We start from the raw sequence: 23,170 nt of genomic DNA on the forward strand, positions 1-23,170 counted from the left end.
AATATCGACTCAGCAGCCTTGCCGCCCATTTGGGCGGCTTTTTTTATTGGGGTGAATTCAGCAACTTGTTGAATGATTTTAATCTGAACAATAAATGAAATGATAAGCGTTATTATTATTCAAGATATTGAAAAATAACGCAAAGTTGATATGCGCATCACTTATGGCTAAAGTGTTAATGTTGCATTTACGTTAATAATAAGGATATCACCATGAAAGGGCATCCCAGTGTTATTGGTCAGCTCAATCAGATACTCACCTGTGAGCTGACCGCCATTAACCAGTATTTTCTCCATGCCAGAATGTTTCGAAATTGGGGTTTTGAGCAGCTCAATAGTGCTGAATATAAAAAATCGATTCAGGATATGAAGCATGCAGATAAGCTGATTGAACGGGTGCTGTTTCTTGAAGGGCTGCCTAATTTGCAGCAATTGGACAAAATTCATATTGGTGAACATCCGGCGGAAATGCTTGGTTGTGATAAATCCCAAATAACGCAGCAGATAGTCGTGCTTAAAGAGGCTATTCAGCACTGTGAATCGATGCAGGATTATGTCAGTCGGGATTTACTGAATGATTTATTGGAAGATGAAGAGGCGCATCTTGATTGGCTGGAAGCTCAATTCGAGCTGATAGAGATGACAGGGATAGAAAATTATCTGCAGCGGCAGATATAGGAGCTGAACGATGAAAGGTAACAGTGAAATTATTGCCGCCCTGAACCGGCTACTGACAAATGAGCTTTCAGCAATGGATCAGTATTTTGTACATGCCAGAATGTATGACGATTGGGGATTAAATGCGCTATTTGAACGGATAAACCATGAATCTGATGACGAGCGTATGCATGCATCTAAGCTCATTGAGCGTATTCTATTTTTGGAAGGTAAGCCGGATGTTGCCAGTCGGGCTCCCTTATCCATTGGCTCCAATCCTCAGGAAATGTTACATAACGATCTGCAGTATGAATATAAAGTGGCTGATGATTTACGCGAAGTGATCGCTTTGTGTGAGAGCAAAGGTGATTATCAAACCCGTGAAATATTGCAGGTCTTGTTGGAGGAGACTGAGGCTGATCATATGTACTGGCTGGAAAAACAGTTAGGGCTGATTGAAAAAATTGGCTTGGGTAACTATTTGCAGTCGAAGATGGGATAGTCTTGCAGTCGCAGATGGGGTAGTCACTGGTGCCGTGATGGCTTTTAATACTGCTTGATAACTGTTTTTTTATACAGTATCTTTTGCCAGTAGGAGGCACTGTGCAAAAGATTATTCACGTCGATATGGACTGTTATTACGCCGCAGTGGAAATGCGCGATAACCCTGATTTATGGGGTAAGCCGCTAGCGGTTGGTGGGCGGCGGGAGCGGCGCGGCGTAATCAGTACTTGTAATTATGAAGCGCGCCGTTTTGGTGTGCGCAGTGCCATGGCCTCCGCCTATGCATTACGTCTCTGTCCGGATTTAATTTTGGTACCGGGGCGTATGGATGTCTATAAGCAGGTTTCTGCCCAAATCAGGGCTATTTTTCAACGCTACACCTCGCTGATTGAGCCATTATCACTGGATGAGGCTTATCTTGATGTGACTCAATGTCAGTTTCACCAAGGATCCGCAACCCGGATTGCGGCTGCCATCCGGGCTGATATTCTGGCAGAAACAGGGTTGACTGCTTCTGCTGGGATTGCGCCAGTAAAATTTTTGGCCAAGGTCGCTTCCGATCTGAATAAACCCAATGGTCAGTATGTGATCCCCCCTGATGCCGTAGCGCAGTTTGTAAAAACCTTGCCGCTTGGCAAAATTCCTGGGGTTGGGCGGGTTACCGGGGAAAAACTGGCAGCTATGGGCTTACATAATTGTGAGGATGTCCAACAGGTAGACCGTATTATGCTACTTAACCGTTTTGGTAAGTTTGGTGAGCTGTTGTGGCAACGTGCCCATGGGGTTGATCCTAGAAGCGTCAGTCCTGACCGGATCAGAAAATCGGTTGGGGTAGAAACAACTTTGGCGCAAGATATCAGTACCTTGGCTCAGGCTGGCAGGGTAATGGACAAATTGATCCCAGAATTATCGGCGCGGATGGCGAAGGGAGCCTCCGGGCGACAAATTCATAAGCAGGTGGTTAAACTTAAATTTGATGATTTTAAACAAACGACCATAGAGCAGCGTAGCGATATGTTATCGGTCAGTCTGTTTCAGACGTTATTATCCCAAGCAATGCAGCGGGCTGATGGGCGCGGGATCCGGTTAGTCGGTATATCTGTTGGTTTGGCCGATACGCCAGGTCAAGGGGAAGAACAAGGGATGCAATTGGATTTGGCACTATAAGGTTATCAGGCTGATATTATCGGTGTTTTTGGGCCACATTATCTCGCAATCTCACTTTATCCCATTGTTTTATTGATTAATTTATAATCCTTGCATTGTTACTTTTACCCATTCAGTGAAGATTTATGCTCCATAAAGCACTTTACCGTTTTTACTATGGTTTATGGGGCGTTAGGGGCAATATGCTTAGATAGCAGGGCCTATGTGAAGCCATCGTATTGAACTCTTTTTTGAATGGCATGACTATGTCAGGACATGCGCATTATTTTAAGAGCGATGTTATCTGCTTTTTTGTGTTATCAGCCGGAGTGGTTGTTAGCCGTCGCTGACAGTTATAGATATTGATAGCCATAAAGACCAAAATTGCCGAAATTACCGCACTGATAATATGATGCAATACCAGATGAGCTAAAATAAACTCCGGCAGTTGGCTAAAGCTACTGAGCATAAATAGTTTGATTAACATAGAGGTATATACCAGTAGGTGTAGCCCTATCGCCGTGAGAAACAGCCGGTGGAATTTACGGCGGATTTGCGAGGTTATTTTTCCTAATCTGATACGACAAACTAACCAGCCGGCCATTGCGGCTGTAATCGTCGTCATCCCCATACCGAGTAGAGATAGTTTAATCACAATTAGGGCGATAATAGATAGCAACAGCAGCATGGCAACTCCACACAAAGGTTCTGGACAGTAAAAGGTTATGGTTTAAGTAATTGGCTAAGGTTTTGTTAGCCGTATTTGTTTAAGCTAGCCAATACTGACATAAAGTCGGCTGATTTAGATAAGAGGTCGTTTGGGATAAAAAATTGCTAAAGGATAAAGCAATTATTTGACCGAATAAAACTGACAATGTTCAGATTACTTTTTTGTTCAGTATATTGTGATTCGAGCTAGGACTGAAATATCGCTTAGGGTTGATTGTTCTTGTATTCGCTTTGCTGTATTCGCCTTGTTGTATTCGTGATGCTGTATTCAGTGGATTATTAATTTGACGTCCAGGGACTGAAACTGGCTTCAGGGCTTCCTTTCTGCTGAGTGATTAGCTTATCTGATGGCACAACGACATATCAAAGCCTCTGTCTGGTATAAAACACCTTTAAATCGCTACAAAAACAAACTTAAAAGGTCAACAGACCTTAATAACATTCATCGTTAGCAATGATTATTCCTCAGTGGATGGAGAATATTGGCTAAGTAAGGTAATAAGTCATTTCTTGTCATAAAATCACGCGCTAACACAAAGGATAAAGCAAAGTGAGGAAGCAAACGTCCGTGGTGTTAAAACGATATGATGGAAAATTCATTTTATCTGTGAGGGTCTGCAGAGAAAGCGAGAGCTAGGCTAAACTTTTTCCCGGTGACTGGCTCTAGAGTGATGGGGTCAACTTTTGTCCCTCATGCTGGGGCTTAGCCGGGGATGTCTCCGGTTTATCTGTTATTTGGTTACAGGATAAGGAGATTTTTTCATGAAGATTGTCCGTGCCACGCATCAGCATATTGAGCTGGTGGCCTCATTATTTGATCAATATCGCGTGTTTTATCAATGCCACAGTGATTTAGCGCTTGCTCGGCATTTTATTGCAGAGCGTATCGAGCATCATGAGTCAGTGATTTTTTTGGCGATGGAAGGTGAACAGGCTGTGGGATTTACCTAACTTTACCCCTCTTTTTGTTCATTGGAAGCGGCTAAAATTTTTGTACTGTATGATTTGTTTGTGGCTCCCTCTGCACGCAAGCAGGGCGTCGCTATCCAACTAATGAATACTGCTCGAGATTATGCCCGTGAAGATGGGGCTAAGCGCCTAGATTTAGACACCCATGAAACCAATATTGCCGGGCAACATCTGTACGAAAAATTAGGTTACAAACGGGTATTGGATGATTTTATTGCCTATTCCCTTTGGCTTTAGTTATCCATGGGGACATAAAAAAGCCATCGGTTAGGATGGCTTTTTTGATCTATTCGGGATGGTTACCGAAGGTCGTTATATCAGGCTTTGGCCGGAATACGTTTGAGTACTTCTAGCATGAGATCCCAATAATGCCCTACGGTGGCAATATTCACCATTTCATCAGGGCTGTGAGGGAAGCGGATAGTTGGGCCAACAGAGACCATATCCATCAGCGGATAAGGCTTTTTAAAGAGGCCGCATTCTAGGCCCGCATGGATCACCATAATATCTGGCGCTTTATGGTACATATCCTGATAGGTATCACGCACGATAGCCATAATTTCTGAGCTGTTGTCCGGTTTCCAGCCTGGGTAGGCTCCGCTGAGTTGCAGCTTGCCGTCAGTCAGAGAGACCAGTGCGGCTAAACGTCCTTCAAGCTCTTCTCGGCCGGTATCGATCAGGGAGCGAATCAGGCACAGCAAGGTGGCTTCATTGTCAGACAGGCTAACTACCCCTAAGTTAAGGGAGGTTTCTACTACGCCTTCTACTTCATCGCTCATGCGCATTACCCCGTTAGGGCAAGCGTGCATCAGGGCAATAAATTGTTGTTGTGCAGTGCTGGTCATCACTTTTTGTGGCATATCAGCCGGTACCAGTGTCAGGGTGACATCAGCATCTGCACTGGCCAGTTCAGCAGATAAGATTTGCTGATAGGTTGCCAGATCGGCTTGCAGTTGTGGCAAATGCTCTGACGCAATCACGAAGCGGCAGCTTGCTTCACGTGGGATAGCATTACGCAAAGTACCCCCCGTAAATCCAGCTAACTGGAGCTGTTGCCCATGGCCAAACAGGAAACGGGCCAATAGTTTGTTGGCATTACCACGACCTAAGTGAATATTCACCCCGGAGTGGCCACCTTTCAGACCGGACAGCTTCAGCTCAAAGGCTTGTGCTTGAGGCGCTGCATCAGTCCAGCTTAGTGGCAGATTAATCGCGGCATCCACTCCACCGGCACAACCCATGTAGATTTCACCTTCCTGCTCAGAATCGGTGTTGATTAGAATATCGGCCTGCAGTTTGCCTGCTTCTAAGCCAAAGGCACCGGTCATGCCAGCTTCTTCATCTATGGTCAACAGTACTTCTAATGGACCGTGGGCAATATCAGTGCTGCCGAGCAGTGCAAGCGCTGAGGCCATACCGATACCATTATCAGCACCTAATGTTGTGCCCGTTGCTTTAACCCAATCGCCATCAATGCGAGGCATAATTGCATCGGTTTCAAAGTTGTGGACTTTGTCATCGTTTTTCTGCGGCACCATATCTAGGTGAGCCTGAATGGCGACGGTTTTGCGGTTTTCCATGCCAGCGGTGGCAGGTTTACGGATGATAAGGTTACCAACCCGGTCAGCTTCTACATCCAGCCCTTTTTCTTTTGCCCAAGCTTGGATATGAGCACTGAGTGCAGCTTCATGTTTAGATGGATGAGGAATTGCACAGATTTGATCAAACCACTGCCACAGTGGCTGAGGATATAGTTGTGTGATAGTTGTCACTGGAAACTCCCTTAAATAAAGGACCTTGAGGTAATTGCTTCCGAGTGTATCACAGAGTTGATGGGGCAAAATGCTGTTTGCTTGCGGGCTTGACGCAAGTTGTCAGCGAAACTTTCCAGGTGGTGATAAAAGCAGCAATGGAATGTATTGGGGATGTTTTATGGGTCAAAAAATTGCTGCGAGCTGGCAAGCAATTGTGTAACACGGTTTTCGCCGACAACATTTTTACGGCAAACTTTCAGTTTTACTTTCAGTTTATCTAAATTTGTTTTTTACTAGGCAAGATTCGATTAAAAAGTATGCTTATTTGGTAATAAAATTACATTAAAACTGAAAATTGAAAAAAATTGGCCGTAATACTTGTAATAAAATAACGGATATGTAGAATAGTCAACGTTCGCTAAGCCCGGGTGGGTTTAGCCATCTCTAGTCAATCCAGGATGGATATCCTCTCCAGGGAAATGAGTGACAAGTTGTCTCTACGGATATGAGAACCTCTAGTTCCAGGGAACCGAGCCAAGCTTCACTAGAGTGATTTTTTACAACTTTGATCGGAGTAAAGACATTATGCCTTACCAAGCAATGAAAAGTTTTTATTGGCAAAACACCTGGTTTGATGCTCGTGTTTTACGTGGTGGTATTTTCACCATGCCAGTTTAAGGGCTGAAGCTACCCCTACTTAAGTAGTTTCATCATCCATCAACCTTTGTATCACCCTTTGGGTGTGTTTATGACTAACAAGTGTCTTCGGTAACTGACCTTTATCGGAGCAGATTTGACCAGCTAGCGCGGTAATCTATTTCCCTTCCAGGAATGCTTGATATATGTCTTTGCCTGCTCAGTGAGCAGGCTTTTTTTTATCTCTCATTCACCTTTCAGTTGTTAATCCCTATCAGTTTTGCCATTTACGCCAGATTTGTCGCTGACTCCATCAGTATTGGTGGTGGCTTGTTTGGGGGTTATTGCGCCGTTAATAGCATTATCGAAAAAAATGCTGGCATGGTTTGATAGAAGACTTGTAATACCCTTCTTTGTGTCTGTTTATAAAACATCCGTTATCGTTTTGATTTGAGAACAATATTTTCTTTTGTTAGCACCTTAGCTAACTGGTTTGGTCGTAGGTAAATCCCTATAATCGCCGCCGAAGAATCCATGGATTCAAGGATGGCTGTTATGGGATTCTGCGGGCTGCAAAAAAATACATATCGAACCTTAATACCCTCATAAAAAATAAAGAGAATCTGGTGTCATGCTGGAAAAAATATTTAAGCTGAAACAAAACAATACCTCACTAAAACAGGAAGCGATTGCCGGACTGACGACCTTCTTGACCATGGCTTATATTCTGTTTGTGAACCCCCAGATGTTGGCTGATGCTGGTATGGATCATGGCGCTGTATTTGTTGCCACCTGTGTGGCAGCGGCATTGGGCTGTATCGTGATGGGGGTGTTAGCGAATTATCCCATCGCCCTGGCACCTGGGATGGGGTTGAATGCCTTTTTTACTTACACTGTGGTCGGTGAAATGGGTTATAGCTGGGAAACGGCCTTGGGTGCGGTATTCCTGTCGGGTATCTGTTTTATGGTGCTGTCGTTGGCGCGGATCCGGGAGTGGATTGTTAACTCTATTCCGATGTCACTGCGTTTAGGCATTGCTGCCGGTATCGGCTTATTTTTGGCTTTAATTGGATTGCAGGGCGCGGGTATTGTGGTGGCGAATCCTGTCACCATGGTGGCGATGGGGGATATTACTGCGTTTCCGGCCTTAATGTCGGCATTGGGCTTTTTTATCATTATTGCCCTGGTGCAGCGTGGATATAAAGCCGCTGTGATTATCAGTATTTTGGCAATTACTGGACTTGGATTGGCCTTTGGTGATGTGCAGTATCAGGGAGTGGTTTCCATGCCGCCCTCTGTCGCGCCAACCTTGATGAAAATGGATTTATCTGCCGCGCTGGAAATTTCTATGCTCTCGGTGGTGTTTGCCTTTTTGTTTGTGGATTTGTTTGATACGTCGGGAACATTAGTTGCTGTTGCCCAGCGTGGCGGGTTCTTGGATGATCGTGGCCGCTTGCCAAGGCTGAACCGTGCGCTGTTAGCTGATAGCACTGCGACGATTGCCGGTGCCGCATTGGGGACTTCGACCACGACCAGCTATATCGAGAGCACGGCGGGTGTTAGTGCCGGTGGCCGTACTGGGTTGACAGCCGTGGTCGTGGGATTGCTATTTCTGGCGGCACTGTTTATCTCGCCGCTGGCGGGGATGGTGCCAGCCTATGCGACTGCGGGTACTTTGTTCTACGTGGCGATTTTAATGATGTCCGGTCTGGTTCATGTGGAGTGGGAAGATCTGACTGAAGCGGCTCCCGTCGTGGTGGTGTGTATTCTGATGCCACTGACTTACTCCATTGCAACCGGTATTGCCTTTGGTTTTATTGCCTATGCTGCCATCAAACTGCTCAGTGGCCGAGTGCGGGAATTGAGCTGGGGTGTGATCGTATTGGCGGCATTATTTATCGCCAAATTTGCTTGGATGTAATACATCAAGCTAAGTTAAGCCAAAGCTCTGAATGGCTGTTTTAGTTTTATACCGTGTTGGATGTGCCTGTATTGATACTCTCTAAGAGTGGATTGCAGGCATATTCTTTTTTAGTTTACCGCTGTTATTATCCTGGACGGGAGCGCTGGGGTTAAATTCTGCGTTACCGAAACATGAAGAAATCATCATTACGGTAATTTTTTTCCTGTCTTGAAATCCTCTGTCTGTTAATTTCCCGGGGGATTGGGTATAACAATTTCTTCGGATTTTGATAGCTGACTTAATAATGAACTCGAGTGAGATAGCATACCGCCGCGTGGTGGTAAAATTGGGAACCAGTGTACTGACCTCAGGTAGCCGCAGCCTGGATAAGGCACAGATGGCTGAATTGACCCGTCAGATGGCACACTTGATGAAAGCAGGTGTGGAAGTGGTATTGTGTACTTCAGGCGCGATTGCGGCGGGCCGAGAACATCTGCAACACCCGAGTCTGCCCGACACTATGGCGAGTAAACAACTGTTGGCGGCAGTCGGGCAAAGTCAGCTGATCTTAGCATGGTCACAATTATTTGATATTTACGGCTTTAAGGTTGGCCAGTTGTTGCTGACCCGGGCAGATCTGCATGACAGAGAACGTTATCTCAATGCCAGAGATACCCTGAATGCACTGCTGCATCAAGGTATTGTGCCCATTATCAATGAAAATGATGCTGTGGCCACGAATGAAATTAAAGTGGGTGACAATGATAACCTGTCAGCACGTGCCGCACTTTTGTGTGATGCTGACTTATTGATTTTGCTGACGGATCAGAAAGGGCTATTTGATGCCGATCCACGCACTAATCCACAAGCCAAATTGATTGCCGAAGTGGCCAATATTGACGACAGCCTACGTCGTTTAGCCGGGGGCTCGGTATCAGGTTTAGGCACAGGCGGCATGGCCACCAAACTGGAGGCAGCGGATATTGCCCGTCGCTCAGGGGTTGAAGTGGTGATTGCCTCAGGCCAACAGCCAGATGTTATTGAAAAACTGGTCTGTAAAGAAGCTGTTGGTACACACTTTAGTGCCACAGAGCATCCACTGGAAAGCCGTAAACAGTGGATTTTGGCCGGTCCTAAACCTAAAGGGCAACTGATGTTGGATGACGGCGCAGTTAATGCGGTTACAAATAAAGGCCGCAGCCTGTTATCCAAAGGCATTATTGCGGTGGAAGGTGAATTTGACCGGGGCGCAACCCTGGAGCTGGTTGACCGACATGGTAAAGTGATTGCCCGCGGATTAACCCATTACAATGCTGGGGCACTTAACTGTATTGCTGGCCGGCATTCCGATGATATTGAAGCACTGCTGGGCTATTTTTATGGCGATGCAGTGATACACAGAAACGATATGGTGGTGCTGTCATGATGACTCAAGAAGATAAACAAGCTTATCTGGATAATTTGGGCAAGCAGGCCCGCGCTGCCAGCTATGCTCTGACAGGCCTGACTGCAGTGGCTAAACAGCGTCTGCTGGCCGCTATTGTTGATTCATTGCGCCAGCAGCGCAGTGACATTCTGGCGGCCAATGCAAAAGATGTGCAGGCAGCTCGAGAATCTGGTCTGTTTGAAGCCATGGTCGATCGCCTGTTACTGGATGATGTGCGTCTGGAAGGGGTGATTGCTGATATTGATAATGTGATAGCGCTGGCTGATCCGGTCGGGACGGAAATTGATAGCCGTTTACTGGATAATGGCATGCGGCTATCTCGTCGCCGAGTACCTCTGGGGGTGATTGGGGTGATTTATGAAGCTCGCCCTAATGTCACTGTGGATATCGCTGTGTTGGGATTAAAGACCGGTAATGCGGTGATCCTACGTGGGGGGAAAGAAACACTGAACTCCAATTTAGCCTTGGCCAAGGCTATCCGCGCAGCGCTGGTTGAGCAAGGGTTGCCTCAGGATGCGGTGCAGTTGATTGATAACCCGGATCGTGAGTTGGTGACCGGTCTGCTGAAGCTGGATCAGTACGTGGATATGATTGTGCCTCGCGGTGGCCAGAAACTGCAGCGACTATGTGCCGAGCAAGCAACTATTCCGGTCATTCTGGGCGGCATTGGTATCTGCCACATGTTTATTGATGCGCAGGCTGATTTAAGCCGTATAAACCCAGTTATTATTAATGCCAAGGTACAGCGGCCAACTGTATGTAATGCCTTAGATACGCTCTTGGTGCACGAGCAAGTTGCTGCCGAGGTTTTGGCTGCAGCGTTGCCAGCACTGGCGGCGCAAGGCGTGCGGTTTTATGGCTGTGAAAAAACCTTGGCATTGTCAGCCGGTCTCGCTGTTGATATGCAGCCAGCAGATGAGCAAAGCTTTGATACCGAATGGTTATCATTGACGTTGGGCATTAAGGTTGTCAGTAACTTGGATGAGGCTGTAGCCCATATTCGCCGTTATTCCACTGGACATTCTGAAGCGATTTTGACTGATAATATCCATACTGCTGAGCATTTTATGGCGCAGGTGGATGCTGCCGCTGTGTATGTGAATGCCAGCACCCGCTTTACTGATGGTGGGCAGTTTGGACTAGGCGCAGAAGTTGCTGTTTCGACACAGAAGTTGCATGCCCGTGGGCCGATGGGATTAGAAGCGCTAACCACCTTTAAGTGGTTGGCGTGGGGTGATTACACTGCCCGCAGTTAATGCTACATCATCATAAAAGGCCGCATTTGCGGCCTTTTTATTGCGTGATGGGAACTGACTTTAGCTGGGTAAATATTGATGATTGCTTTTGAGTCATCAGCAGTGACAATAGCGCCGTCATTATGAGTTAGCGGCTTGAATTGTCAGGCGCTGTTTTATCACTGCGCCTGCTCCCGCCTCAATGCTTTATCTAACGCCGCTTAGTTTTAGCGGGGCATAGTTTTAGTGGGCATAGTTTTGGCCTAGCTTATGGGCATCGTATCGCTTTAGATGTCGTGCTGTTTAAGCGTGACGCAGCTCAGCAAATTTAGCGTTAAGCACTTTGGCCAGATCATTGGCATTCAGACTTAACTGCAAGCCACGTTTGCCGCCACTGACATAAATAATGTCAAAGTTTTTCGCACTTTCATCAATTACGGTTGGTAAGCGTTTTTTCTGCCCCAGAGGACTGATCCCTCCGACTAGGTAACCAGTACTTTTCTGCGCTGGTTCAACACCCGCCATAGACAGTTTTTTCATACCGATAACTTTTGCCAGGGCTTTAAGATCTAGCTGATGACTGACAGGTACCAAGGCCACGGCAACAGGGGCTGAGGTAGCTGATTCAGCAACCAGTAGTGTTTTGAATACCTGATCCGGATCGGCATTGAGTTTTTCTGCAACTTCATCACCGAATGCATGAACATCTTTATCATGATGGTATTCGTGCAATTCAAAGGCAATTTTGGCTTTTTTGGCCTGAGCGGTAGCCGGTGTCATAAGCGCTCCTGATAAAAGCGACATTATAACCTTTGTATCATGTTGCTACAGTGCTTTTTCGCGTGCTTTTGGTCTGCTTCACAGCGGGTTTTATCGCTGAGGTGTTTGTGCTGAAAACATGCAATAGCTTGTAACGATTTGTGACAGTCGTTACACTGCCGCGCACTATGTATTATTTATTAATTCTCCCTAAACAAGCCTAAAGAGGTGAGCTGTGAAACGAGTGTGGCAAGGGGGTTTTACCCTTATGTTAGTTGTGATGAGTTGGATGTGTCAGGCTGGGACATTGTCTGATGATATGGAAATTGCACAGCTAAAACAAAAGGTTAACACTCTGCAGCAGGATGTGGCTTTACTGCGACAAGAAGTGTTGCAGTTAAAAAATTTACTCTTGTCTCAGCGAGGGGGAAATGCTACCCATCAGTGGGGGTGTTATCTGGATGATATCCGCGCTGGCGGAGTATATGGGACAGGTAATAGCGAAGCTGAGGCTAAGGGAAAAACATTAGCACAATGCCATAAAAAGGGTGGCGTTTGCTGGGAAAGCTCCCTGAAATGCAGTTTGGGAAATTAGAGTAACTGCCCGTATTCGATGATTTAAATAACCGGTAGATTTAATCATTTACCGGTTTTATTGAGATTGACGTTTTAAATATGAATTAGGTTTAATGCAGTTAATAAATCGTTTAGCTGGCTAGATTTTTAATATAATTATTATTTAGTTTATTTATTTTCAAGGATAAAAATTATTTTTCAAATTTGTAAATAAGGTGATGTAAAAATATTTTTGTTAGGTAATCTTTATTCGTACTATTGATGATGTTTATAGTTGCATAAATAGATTTTTCACAAATGATAAGTGTGAAAATTATTTAATGGCGGTGATTTGGAAATTATTATTAATATAATTTTTTTCAGAGAGTAGTCACATTTAAATGAATGATTAATAAATACTCTCCACTCATAATAAAATAGTAATAGATAGGTTGATGATGTCTGAGTTAGTAATGAAAGAAACAGAAGTTGATACCACATATAAAAAGTGGCGTATCAATATTTTGATTGGTATGTACGTTGGTTACACTGCATATTATTTCACCAGGAAAAGTCTTAATTTTATTGCCCCAACGCTATTAACTGAACACTTGTTGACCAAAGAAACCTTGGGGATAATGAGTACATTGTTTTATATAGTGTATGGTTTATCTAAGTTTTTCTCCGGTATTATCAGTGATAAATCTAACCCTCGATGGTTTATGGGGGGGGGACTGATTATAACCGGCATTGTAAATATTATTTTTGGTTTTAGTACTTCAACCGCAATGTTTATTACATTGTGGATCATTAATGCATATTTTCAAGGCTGGGGCTGGGCTCCGTGTTCTAAGTTGCTAACTAGTTGGTACTCTAAATCAGAGCGGGGTACTTGGTGGTCGATTCAGAATACATCTCATAACTTAGGTGGCGCGTTAATCCCAGTATTAGTTGGGGCGATTGCGCTACATTATGGTTGGCGTTATGGCATGTTTATTCCGGGTCTAGTTGCTATTGTTTGTGGATTATTCGTGTGTTGGCGATTAAGGGATAAACCAGAAACCATGGGGTTACCATCTGTTGGTGAATGGCGGCATGATGAATTAGAGTTGAAGCAGGAGGCTGCCAGCGTTAAGGCTGACACTAAAACGATTATCGTTAATTTTATCCTGAAGAATAAAGCAATTTGGTTATTGTCGATTACTTACATCATGGTTTATATCGTTCGGACGTCGATAAATGACTGGAGTAATATTTATCTGACTGAAGCCAGAGGGTTTGACATTTTAACTGCTAACTCAACGTTGAGTTATTTTGAAATCGGTGGCTTTCTAGGATCATTATTTGCCGGATGGGGCTCTGACTTCTTTTTTAAAGGTCGTCGTGGTCCTATTAACTTTATTTTTGCTATTGGTGTTGCCTTAGTTCTGTTTTTACTTTGGACCTTGAATACATCATCTTATCTGGTCTTTTCGATTCTATATTTCTTCTCTGGATTCTTTGTCTTTGGCCCTCAGATGTTGGTGGGTATCATGGCGGCTGAAGCTTCACATAAAGATGCCGCTGGTGCTGCGGTTGGCTTTGTTAGCTTATTCGGCTATGTTGGTGCAGCGTTGTCTGGTTACCCGATTGCGAAAGCAATTGAAATATTCCACTGGCATGGTTTCTTCACCATTATCTTTGTAACATCGTTACTTGCCGCGTTGTGTTTATCACCATTTATTTTCAGTAAAAATAAAGTTTGATAATCACATAGATTATAGAAAACCCCGGCCAGCTAATCTGCCCGGGGTTTTGTGTTCTTGGCCCCATCCAACTTGATATCACAGGATAAAAGGAGGCAATTCACCCAATAGGCTATTTTTGTGTTTTACGATAATGGTCGAAATGCTCAATATAGTCATTCATATTTGCTTCCAGCATTTCTTTATAGCGCTCGACGTAATACTCCATCATTTCTTGTTTATGGGTCTGCATCTGCTCTTTAGTCTCAAAACTCGTTGAACCAAACCAGGCATTATAGCGGGCAACGGCATACATAAATGATGCACTGATTTCCCCGGTTTTCACTTCTTTGTTCTGGTTCTGCTTGTTTGCCAGTTCAATTAATTCGCTGGCACGGGTAAAAAACGCTTTATCGCTGTCAGACATCCGAAATTCCTGTTAAGTCCAGCCAAACGTCATGATTGGCTGCTGTGTATACCCTACGTATTTTTAGTGCTTTCTGCCGCAAGCTTTCTCACATTCTCTGGGGTATATCAGTGAAAAAGGCTGCGCTAAATCTCAATCCAGTGAAATGGTTTTAAACGTGTCAGTCACTGAGCCATAATCGGGAGGGGTAACTCCCGATAAGTGGCATCATCATGTGCGTTACTGAGGGATTCGCTCTTTGCTCATATCAATACGGTACAGGTCAAAGCCGGGTTACACGATCGGGTAGCCCGATTAGTTTTTGGCTGTTTTGGTTATTTCTCTGCGTGGTTTGAATAATTTCTGTATGACCAGTGCCGTTAAAATTAATGCCATACCAATGAGCGTGGCTGCTGTAATTGCTTCTTTTAAAATTACAGCAATAAAACACATGGAAAGTAGCGGGGTTAAGAAAGCTAAAGTACTGATATTGGCTGTGCGGGTAGCACTTTTCAGTGCCATCAGCCAAAGCACAAAGGTAATCCCCATTTCAAATAGTCCGACATAAATACCAGCAGCCAAGGCCTGCCATTTCAGCGTGGGTAGCGTATCGGTTGCTAAAAGTGTGATCGTGATAAAGGGCAGGCTGATGATAAAGCTTAGGAGCAGACTGACAATGGCATCGCCCTTATCCTTGGTATTAATTATCCAGTACAAACACCAAAATAGCGTACTGGCTAATGCTAGGCCGACACCTAATGGGTTTGCGAAATTCAGGGCCAGTATATTACCGCTGGTAGCTATCACTAATACGCCCAGATAGCCGATGAGCGCTGCCAACAAATCTGTGCCGCGCAGTGATTGTTTTAGCAGGGGGGCGGCTAACAGAGGCAGTAAAATTGCCCAAGTATAGTTAAGCGACAGCGCTTGCTGTGCCGGTAATAACGCATAGGCCTGAAATAATGCCAGATAGTAAAGAAAAGGGTTGAGCAGACCGGTTTGTAAATAGAATAACGGCCGGCTTTTAAACTGTTTTGGCAGTAGTGTTAATTTCCCCTGATAAGCCAAGATAAGTATTAATGTCACTATCGAGGTACAGACGGCAACAAAGACCAGTTGCAGTGGGGAATAATGATTGAGCGCTAATTTAAAGGCGGTGGCAACGGTCGACCAGAGCAACACCGCGCCCAAGCCATAAAGATAAGCCAATGTGGAGGTATTCAAGCAGGGTTCCTGTTATGTGGCGGTTTTTTCGCCTCATTGTGTGATTTTGCGGCATTATACAAAAGGCCGTTACCTACCGAATAAAAAAATGATCAATTTTTTTCAGCCTGGCCTTGTTTTTCAAAACCCCATCCCAATATAGGGAGATAAGAGCGATATGGCCATGTGAAAAACGGTACTTGAAAACCCTTTTATCCGTCTCCATATCTCCATCAGATAACAGAATTTAGCGTTACAAGTTTTTTTGGAGGACCCCATGGGTAAAATTATTGGTATCGATCTGGGTACAACTAACTCTTGTGTTGCCATCCTGGATGGCGGTAAGGCACGTGTACTGGAAAACGCCGAGGGTGATCGTACTACTCCTTCTATCATTGGTTACACAGAAGATGAAACTCTGGTAGGCCAGCCTGCAAAACGTCAGGCAGTGACTAACCCAACTAACACTTTCTTCGCTATCAAGCGTCTGATTGGCCGTCGTTTTACTGATGATGAAGTTCAGCGCGATGTGAACATCATGCCATTCAAAATTGTTGAAGCTGATAACGGCGACGCATGGGTTGAATCCCGTGGTAACAAGATGGCTGCACCTCAGGTATCTGCTGAAGTGCTGAAGAAAATGAAGAAAACTGCGGAAGATTTCCTGGGTGAGCCAGTGACTGAAGCCGTCATTACCGTACCAGCTTACTTTAACGATGCGCAGCGTCAGGCAACTAAAGATGCCGGCCGTATCGCGGGTCTGGAAGTTAAGCGTATCATCAACGAGCCAACTGCTGCGGCACTGGCTTACGGTATCGATAAGAAACAGGGCGACAACATTGTAGCCGTGTATGACTTAGGTGGTGGTACTTTCGATATCTCCATCATCGAAATCGATAACAACGATGGCGACCAAACTTTCGAAGTACTGGCAACCAACGGTGATACTCATCTGGGTGGTGAAGACTTTGATAACCGTCTGATCAACTACCTGGCTGACGAATTCAAGAAAGAGCAAGGTCTGGATCTGCGTAACGACCCACTGGCCATGCAGCGTCTGAAAGAAGCTGCTGAAAAAGCTAAGATTGAGCTGTCTAGCACTACTCAGACTGAAGTTAACCTGCCATACATCACTGCAGATGCAACTGGTCCTAAGCACTTGGTGGTTAAAATTACCCGTGCAAAACTGGAATCTCTGGTAGAAGACCTGATCCAACGTTCTTTAGAGCCTCTGAAAGTTGCTCTGGCCGATGCTGACCTGTCTGTATCTGACATCAATGAAGTGATTCTGGTGGGCGGCCAAACCCGTATGCCTAAGGTTCAGGAAGCAGTAACTAACTTCTTCGGTAAAGAGCCTCGTAAAGACGTTAACCCAGATGAAGCGGTAGCTATGGGTGCGGCTATTCAGGGTGGTGTACTGGCCGGTGATGTAAAAGACGTACTGCTGCTGGACGTGACTCCTCTGTCTCTGGGTATCGAAACCATGGGCAGCGTAATGACCAAGCTGATTGAGAAGAACACTACGATCCCTACTAAGGCATCTCAGACCTTCTCAACTGCAGACGACAACCAAAGCGCTGTGACCATTCACGTGCTGCAAGGTGAGCGTAAGCAAGCTGGTGCAAACAAGTCTCTGGGTCAGTTCAACCTGGAAGGTATTGAGCCTGCACCACGCGGCATGCCACAGATTGAAGTTACCTTCGACATCGATGCTGACGGTATTCTGAACGTGTCTGCTAAAGACAAGAAAACTGGCAAAGAGCAGAAGATCACCATCAAGGCTTCTTCTGGTCTGTCTGATGACGAAATCCAGCAAATGGTTCGTGATGCAGAAGCACACGCTGACGAAGATAAGAAATTTGAAGAGCTGGTAACTGCACGTAACCAAGCTGATGGTCTGGTTCACGCTACCAAGAAACAGGTAGAAGAAGCTGGTGATGCACTGGGTAGCGATGACAAGGCAAAAATCGAAGCGGCCATGACTGAAGTGGAAACTGCCACTAAAGGTAATGACAAAGAAGCTATCGAAAAAGCCTCTCAAGCCCTGATTGAAGCTTCCGCTAAGCTGATGGAAATTGCTCAAGCTAAAGCTCAGGCTGCTCAAGGCGGTGCACAAGCAGCGGATGGCCAGAAAGCCCCAGCTGACGATGTTGTCGATGCCGAGTTTGAAGAGGTTAAAGACGACAAGAAATAATTAGCTCGCGTAGCTTAATTATTCTGTTGGCGGGCGTTACGGGGCAACCCTAACGCCCGCAGTTATACCTCCTGCTCAGAAGAAGATAAACAAATGTCAAAACGTGATTATTACGAAGTATTGGGCGTAGAACGCGACGCCAGCGAACGTGAAATCAAAAAGGCGTATAAGCGTCTGGCGATGAAGTTTCACCCGGATCGTAATCCTGGTGATAAAGAGGCTGAGGCCAGTTTCAAAGAGGTAAAAGAAGCCTACGAGATCCTGACCGATAGCGACAAAAAAGCGGCCTATGATCAGTTCGGCCATGCGGGTGTCGATCCAAATCGCGGCGGTGCTGGCGGCTTTGGTGGTGGTGCCGATTTCGGCGATATTTTCGGTGATGTTTTTGGCGATATCTTTGGTGGTGGCCGTCGTGGCGGTGGTCAACGTCAGGCAGCTCGCGGCGCGGATTTGCGCTACAACCTAGAGCTGTCTCTGGAAGAAGCGGTCAGAGGCCTGACCAAAGAATTGCGTATCCCAACGCTGGCAAGCTGTGATGAATGTGATGGTTCTGGCGCGAAAAAAGGTACCTCTGCAACCACGTGTGGCACCTGTCATGGCAGTGGTCAGGTACAGATGCGCCAAGGATTCTTTGCGGTTCAGCAGCCATGTCCAACTTGTCACGGTCGTGGCAAAATCATTAAAGATCCTTGTACTAAGTGTCATGGTGAAGGCCGGGTTGAGAAAACTAAGACCCTGTCAGTGAAGATCCCTGCCGGGGTGGATACTGGTGACCGTATCCGCTTGTCTGGCGAAGGTGAGGCGGGAGAATTTGGTGCCCCAGCCGGTGATCTGTATGTACAGGTTAGTGTGCGTGAGCATCCGATTTTTGTTCGTGACGGTAACAATCTGTATTGCGAAGTACCTATCTCATTTAGCAAAGCTGCCTTGGGTGGTGAAGTGCAGGTGCCTACCCTAGACGGTAAAGTGAGTCTGAAGATCCCAAGTGAAACTCAGACCGGCCGTATGTTCCGTCTGCGCGGTAAAGGGGTGAAATCTGTTCGCAGCCATGCCGTGGGTGATCTGCTGTGTAAAGTGGTGGTAGAAACACCGGTGAATTTAAACGACAAGCAAAAAGATTTGCTGCGTCAGTTTGAAGAAACACTGACCGGAGAATCTAGCAAGCACAGCCCTAAGGCGACCGGCTTCTTCGAAGGCGTGAAAAAATTTTTTCAGGATTTAAATAACTGATCCTGAGTGATTGAATAAAAACCCGGCTGGTGATGCCGGGTTTTTTTATGCCTGTGTGCTAGAGCTATTTTTAGCGCATCACCGATTTATCATGTCGAGCAATGGATCAAAGCCTCGGCCTTATAAAGAGCCGCCAAACAAGTTTGAAAAGTCAACAGACCCTAGTAAACGGATTAATTCTTCGCAACCAAGTCGCTGAAAAGAATGAAATTGGTATTATAGAGCGATAAGTTATTCCTCTGTGACAATTTCCCTGCGAAGGTCATTATGATGAAGATGAAATCCCTGATCTGCGGTTGTCTGTTAGCACTGTCGCTGACCGGCTGTGATACCCATGCCTCACCAACTGGGCGGGGGCAGACGTTACTCTATTCTGAGCAGGATATGCAGCAGCTGGGGCGGGCCAGTTTTTCGCAGATGAAACAGAGCCTGACCATTAATCGTAATCCGGTGCTAAATGCCTACGTCGATTGTATTGCCGGGCGGATTATTGCGGCGTTGCCCGGTGAACGACAACCTTGGGAAGTGGTGTTGTTTGACTCTCCTCAGGTGAATGCATTTGCCTTGCCGGGGGGCTATATCGGCGTTTATACCAGTATGCTGCGGGTGGCAAACACCCCGGATGAATTGGCCGCGGTGATTAGCCATGAAGTGGCCCATGTGTTGTCGAACCATGGCAATGAGCAGGCATCCCGAGCTGATATTAAGGGGATGGGGCTCAAACTGGTGGATTTGGCGCTGGATTTAGGGGAAGTGGAAAACCGCCAGATGTGTATGGCGGCACTGGGGCTGGGGGCTGAAGTGGGGATTAGCCTGCCTTTTGGCCGGGAGCAGGAAACAGAAGCGGATATTATCGGCTTGGAATTAATGGCCAGAGCTGGCTTTAACCCTAAAGCGGCTATTAGCTTATGGCAGAATATGGCCCGCGCCTCCCAAGGCGAGCCGTTGGAGTTATTATCCACCCATCCATCCCATGATAGCCGCATTGAAGAACTGGCCGCTCAAATCCCTAAAGTAGAGGGGGCGTATCGAGAGGCATCACGTCGGCAGTTGCGCCCCTGTCGTCTGCGCTAACAGGGATAAGTACCCCTTGCTGTTAATTTCGCGGTATTGGTTTGGCGGGTGTGTTACAATTCGCGCCGGAAAATGACCATAAACAGAGAGTAATGAATTATGTCTGAGAAGTTCTCCACTATTGAGCAGCAAGCCAGTTACGGTGTAGGTCGTCAAATGGGCGAGCAGCTGGCTGCCAACTCTTTTGAAGGTATCGACATTCCAGCAGTTCAAGCTGGTCTGGCTGATGCTTTCGCGGGGAAAGAAAGCGCTGTGGCTATGCAGGATCTGCAGATTGCCTTTACTGAAATCAGCCGTCGCCTGCAAAAAGCCCAAGAAGAAGCTGCTGCTGCTGCCTCTGCTGAAGGTGATGCTTTCCTGGCTGAAAATGCCAAGCGTGATGGTGTATTCACCACTGAATCCGGTCTGCAGTATGAAATCATCACTGAAGGTACCGGTGCTAAGCCATCTTACGATGATACCGTTCGTACTCATTACCATGGTTCTTTCATCAATGGTGATGTATTTGATAGCTCTGTTGTACGCGGTGAGCCAGCTGAATTCCCTGTATCTGGCGTGATTGCTGGTTGGACCGAAGCACTGCAACTGATGCCAGCAGGTTCTAAGTGGAAACTGTATGTACCACATCACCTGGCCTATGGTGAGCGCGGTGCTGGTGCGTCTATCCCACCATACTCCACTTTAGTATTTGAAGTTGAACTGCTGGACGTGCTGTAACTATCAGCCCCATCAGTATCACTGAATTAACGCCGGCTTTGTCCGGCGTTTTTTATGCCTGCAGTTATCTATTTATGCTCAACGGGTGACTTTCTGGTGCAACTGGCATAGATTGCTGAGCCAGAACATGTATTTTATCAGGCTTGTATATGCCTGATGGCTTTGATGGAGAAAATGGATGACAGAGCAGATCCGGGTAGCCGTTGTGGGTGCGGCAGGGCGCATGGGGCGGACGTTAATTGAAGCCGCTACCGAGTATGAGGGGATTGTTCTGGGGGCGGCCGTTGAACGTCCTGGATCGAGTTTGATTGGCTGTGATGCCGGTGAGCTTGCCGGGGTTGGCGCGCTGGGCATTACAGTTGTAGACACCCTTGATGCGGTTGCTGATAAATTCGATGTCTTGATCGATTTTACCTCTCCGGAAGGGACTTTGGCACATTTGACCTGGTGTGCTCGTCATCGCAAGGCATTGGTGATTGGTACTACCGGTTTTACTGCTGAGCAGAAACAGCAGATCGCGGCTTTAGCTTGTCAGATCCCTGTGGTATTGGCACCGAATATGTCCGTGGGTGTTAACCTGATGTGGAAGCTACTGGAGTTGGCGGCGGAAGTGATGGGGGAATATACCGACATTGAAATCCTTGAAGCCCATCATCGTCATAAAAAAGATGCGCCCAGTGGCACGGCATTAAAAATGGGGGAAGTGATTGCCAATAAATTGGGACGGGATCTGAGTCAATGTGCTGTATATGGTCGTGAGGGGATCACCGGTGAGCGGGAGCGAGACACCATAGGGTTTGCGACCGTGCGGGCAGGAGACATTGTTGGTGAGCATACCGCTATGTTTGCTGATATTGGTGAGCGGTTAGAGATCACCCATAAAGCCTCAAGCCGAATGACCTTTGCTAAAGGGGCGATGCGTGCCTCTTTATGGTTAGCGACACAAAATGCCGGGCTGTATGATATGCAACAGGTGTTAGGGTTACGTTAATAAATAACCGCCGCAAGGCGGTTTTTTTCGTCGCGCCATCGCGCAGTTATAGACAGAGTTGAAAATGTCAGGTAGAATTTTTGGAATTTGTCAAATTTTCTCATTTTAGCGAAATTTGGTATATTAATATTATAAAAAATTTAACAATTTCAATGGCTTGTCTTTTCGGAGGTCGCATTGACACAGTCTGCCTTACTTGTACTCGAAGATGGTTCAATATTTACCGGCACTGCAATTGGTGCTAATGGAATGGCTGTTGGCGAGGTGGTTTTTAACACTTCCATGACAGGTTACCAGGAAATATTAACCGACCCCTCTTACTCCCGCCAAATTGTCACTTTAACTTACCCCCATATTGGTAATACCGGTACCAATTCAGAAGATACAGAATCCGCCAGTGTGCATGCCTGTGGTTTGATTATCCGGGATCTGCCGCTGCTGGCGAGCAACTTCCGTAACCAACAATCCCTCAGCGATTATCTGAAAGCAAATAACGTTGTGGGGATTGCGGATATTGATACGCGCCGCCTAACCCGTATTTTGCGTGAGAAAGGCGCTCAGGCGGGCTGTATCCTGGTGGGGGATATGGATGAGGCGAAAGCGCTGACCGCAGCAAGGGATTTTCCGGGGCTGAAAGGAATGGATCTGGCCAAGGAAGTGACCACGCAATCAGCTTATCAGTGGCGCAAAGGCAGTTGGCGTTTAGAAGGTGGTTTGCCGGCCGACACCCCAGCAGAAGCGCTGAAATTCAAAGTTGTGGCCTACGACTATGGGGTAAAAACCAATATTCTGCGTATGTTGGTCGACCGGGGCTGTGATGTCACAGTCGTGCCTGCAACGACCCCAGCCAGTGAGGTACTGGCGATGAATCCCGATGGCATTTTCCTCTCCAATGGCCCTGGAGACCCAGCGCCATGTGACTATGCTATCGCGACGATTCAAGCAATTCTGACCACCGACATCCCTGTATTTGGTATCTGTCTTGGCCATCAGCTGTTGGCATTGGCCAGTGGTGCTCAGACCGAGAAGATGAAGTTCGGTCACCACGGGGCTAACCATCCGGTGGGTGATATCGACAAAGGCACTGTGATGATCACCAGCCAGAACCATGGTTTTGCGGCTGACGAAGCAACGCTTCCTGCCAATATTAAGGTGACTCATAAGTCCCTCTTTGATGGCTCATTGCAGGGGATCCATCTGACGGATAAACCGGCGTTTAGCTTCCAGGGGCACCCTGAAGCCAGCCCCGGACCGCACGATTGTGCGCCGCTATTCGATCACTTTATCGAACTGATTGAACACTACCGTCAGATTGCCAAGTAATAGATTCGGAGCAGA

General features: G+C 46.3%; 21 protein-coding genes. 16 read left to right on the forward strand and 5 right to left on the reverse strand.

The features are described 5' to 3' along the window. Positions 1-212 precede the first annotated feature (212 nt). The 3 genes from bfr (NFHSH190041_RS04205) (at position 213) to dinB (ending at position 2,327) form a co-directional block, all read left to right on the forward strand. The gene (bfr, locus tag NFHSH190041_RS04205; protein ID WP_261924050.1) at positions 213-677 is read left to right on the forward strand and encodes a bacterioferritin; all 465 of its coding nucleotides are present in this window, start codon (positions 213-215) and stop codon (positions 675-677) included. Positions 678-687: 10 nt separating this feature from the next. Further along, complete coding sequence (bfr, locus tag NFHSH190041_RS04210; RefSeq protein WP_261924051.1) at positions 688-1,158, forward strand: bacterioferritin; 471 nt, start codon at positions 688-690, stop codon at positions 1,156-1,158. Between the two features lie 101 nt (positions 1,159-1,259). Next, entirely contained in the window at positions 1,260-2,327 is a 1,068-nt protein-coding gene (dinB, locus tag NFHSH190041_RS04215; RefSeq protein ID WP_261924052.1) for a DNA polymerase IV, read from the forward strand. Positions 2,328-2,589: 262 nt separating this feature from the next. Here dinB and NFHSH190041_RS04220 read toward each other — a convergent pair whose 3' ends face one another. After that, positions 2,590-2,994, reverse strand: coding sequence for a hypothetical protein (locus NFHSH190041_RS04220; protein WP_261924053.1), 405 nt, complete (start codon positions 2,992-2,994; stop codon positions 2,590-2,592). 803 nt (positions 2,995-3,797) lie between these two features. On the opposite strand from NFHSH190041_RS04220, the gene NFHSH190041_RS04225 reads away from it, so the two are divergent. Then, positions 3,798-3,986, forward strand: coding sequence for a hypothetical protein (locus NFHSH190041_RS04225; RefSeq protein ID WP_261924054.1), 189 nt, complete (start codon positions 3,798-3,800; stop codon positions 3,984-3,986). 21 nt (positions 3,987-4,007) lie between these two features. After that, entirely contained in the window at positions 4,008-4,241 is a 234-nt protein-coding gene (locus tag NFHSH190041_RS04230) for a GNAT family N-acetyltransferase (protein WP_261924055.1), read from the forward strand. A gap of 80 nt (positions 4,242-4,321) precedes the next feature. On the opposite strand, the gene NFHSH190041_RS04235 is transcribed toward NFHSH190041_RS04230, so the two are convergent. Beyond that, positions 4,322-5,776: an aminoacyl-histidine dipeptidase gene (locus tag NFHSH190041_RS04235; protein ID WP_261924056.1), complete on the reverse strand. Its 1,455-nt coding sequence runs from the start codon at positions 5,774-5,776 to the stop codon at positions 4,322-4,324. Positions 5,777-7,025: 1,249 nt separating this feature from the next. Here NFHSH190041_RS04235 and NFHSH190041_RS04240 point away from each other — a divergent pair. From NFHSH190041_RS04240 to NFHSH190041_RS04250, 3 genes are all read left to right on the forward strand, one after another. Continuing rightward, positions 7,026-8,315 carry an NCS2 family permease gene (locus NFHSH190041_RS04240; RefSeq protein WP_261924057.1) on the forward strand — a complete coding sequence of 430 codons (1,290 nt, stop codon included), beginning with the start codon at positions 7,026-7,028 and terminating at the stop codon, positions 8,313-8,315. A 286-nt stretch (positions 8,316-8,601) separates the two neighbouring features. Then, on the forward strand, positions 8,602-9,723 hold the full coding sequence (gene proB, locus NFHSH190041_RS04245; protein ID WP_261924058.1) for a glutamate 5-kinase: 1,122 nt from the start codon (positions 8,602-8,604) through the stop codon (positions 9,721-9,723). Further along, on the forward strand, positions 9,723-11,000 hold the full coding sequence (locus tag NFHSH190041_RS04250) for a glutamate-5-semialdehyde dehydrogenase (RefSeq protein WP_261925035.1): 1,278 nt from the start codon (positions 9,723-9,725) through the stop codon (positions 10,998-11,000). Before proB ends, NFHSH190041_RS04250 begins: the two co-directional genes overlap by 1 nt. Before the next feature lie 282 nt (positions 11,001-11,282). On the opposite strand, the gene ybaK is transcribed toward NFHSH190041_RS04250, so the two are convergent. Then, complete coding sequence (gene ybaK, locus NFHSH190041_RS04255; protein ID WP_261924059.1) at positions 11,283-11,759, reverse strand: Cys-tRNA(Pro) deacylase; 477 nt, start codon at positions 11,757-11,759, stop codon at positions 11,283-11,285. 247 nt (positions 11,760-12,006) lie between these two features. On the opposite strand from ybaK, the gene NFHSH190041_RS04260 reads away from it, so the two are divergent. Both NFHSH190041_RS04260 and uhpC read left to right on the forward strand, forming a co-directional pair. Beyond that, positions 12,007-12,333: a cell division protein ZapB gene (locus NFHSH190041_RS04260; protein WP_261924060.1), complete on the forward strand. Its 327-nt coding sequence runs from the start codon at positions 12,007-12,009 to the stop codon at positions 12,331-12,333. 433 nt (positions 12,334-12,766) lie between these two features. Then, complete coding sequence (gene uhpC, locus NFHSH190041_RS04265; RefSeq protein ID WP_261924061.1) at positions 12,767-14,038, forward strand: MFS transporter family glucose-6-phosphate receptor UhpC; 1,272 nt, start codon at positions 12,767-12,769, stop codon at positions 14,036-14,038. A 112-nt stretch (positions 14,039-14,150) separates the two neighbouring features. Here uhpC and NFHSH190041_RS04270 read toward each other — a convergent pair whose 3' ends face one another. Then, positions 14,151-14,444, reverse strand: coding sequence for a DUF3144 domain-containing protein (locus tag NFHSH190041_RS04270; protein WP_261924062.1), 294 nt, complete (start codon positions 14,442-14,444; stop codon positions 14,151-14,153). A 294-nt stretch (positions 14,445-14,738) separates the two neighbouring features. Then, complete coding sequence (locus NFHSH190041_RS04275) at positions 14,739-15,647, reverse strand: DMT family transporter (RefSeq protein WP_261924063.1); 909 nt, start codon at positions 15,645-15,647, stop codon at positions 14,739-14,741. Positions 15,648-15,903: 256 nt separating this feature from the next. Here NFHSH190041_RS04275 and dnaK point away from each other — a divergent pair, with 256 nt between their 5' ends. The 6 genes from dnaK to carA all read left to right on the forward strand — a co-directional run bounded on the left by dnaK (position 15,904) and on the right by carA (position 23,155). Next, positions 15,904-17,820 (forward strand): molecular chaperone DnaK, encoded by a 1,917-nt coding sequence (gene dnaK, locus NFHSH190041_RS04280; RefSeq protein ID WP_261924064.1) that lies wholly within the window; start codon positions 15,904-15,906, stop codon positions 17,818-17,820. Between the two features lie 93 nt (positions 17,821-17,913). Further along, positions 17,914-19,050 carry a molecular chaperone DnaJ gene (gene dnaJ, locus NFHSH190041_RS04285; protein WP_261924065.1) on the forward strand — a complete coding sequence of 379 codons (1,137 nt, stop codon included), beginning with the start codon at positions 17,914-17,916 and terminating at the stop codon, positions 19,048-19,050. Positions 19,051-19,320: 270 nt separating this feature from the next. Continuing rightward, a complete protein-coding gene (locus NFHSH190041_RS04290) occupies positions 19,321-20,124 on the forward strand; it encodes a M48 family metallopeptidase (RefSeq protein WP_410010864.1) in 804 nt (267 codons plus the stop codon). A 99-nt stretch (positions 20,125-20,223) separates the two neighbouring features. Then, on the forward strand, positions 20,224-20,841 hold the full coding sequence (locus NFHSH190041_RS04295; protein WP_261924067.1) for an FKBP-type peptidyl-prolyl cis-trans isomerase: 618 nt from the start codon (positions 20,224-20,226) through the stop codon (positions 20,839-20,841). 178 nt (positions 20,842-21,019) lie between these two features. Continuing rightward, positions 21,020-21,832: a 4-hydroxy-tetrahydrodipicolinate reductase gene (gene dapB / locus NFHSH190041_RS04300; protein WP_261924068.1), complete on the forward strand. Its 813-nt coding sequence runs from the start codon at positions 21,020-21,022 to the stop codon at positions 21,830-21,832. Positions 21,833-22,009: 177 nt separating this feature from the next. Then, the gene (carA, locus tag NFHSH190041_RS04305) at positions 22,010-23,155 is read left to right on the forward strand and encodes a glutamine-hydrolyzing carbamoyl-phosphate synthase small subunit (RefSeq protein ID WP_261924069.1); all 1,146 of its coding nucleotides are present in this window, start codon (positions 22,010-22,012) and stop codon (positions 23,153-23,155) included. Positions 23,156-23,170 lie beyond the last annotated feature (15 nt).

Origin of the sequence: Shewanella sp. NFH-SH190041 (genome assembly GCF_024363255.1) — a bacterium.
Taxonomy (GTDB): domain Bacteria; phylum Pseudomonadota; class Gammaproteobacteria; order Enterobacterales; family Shewanellaceae; genus Shewanella.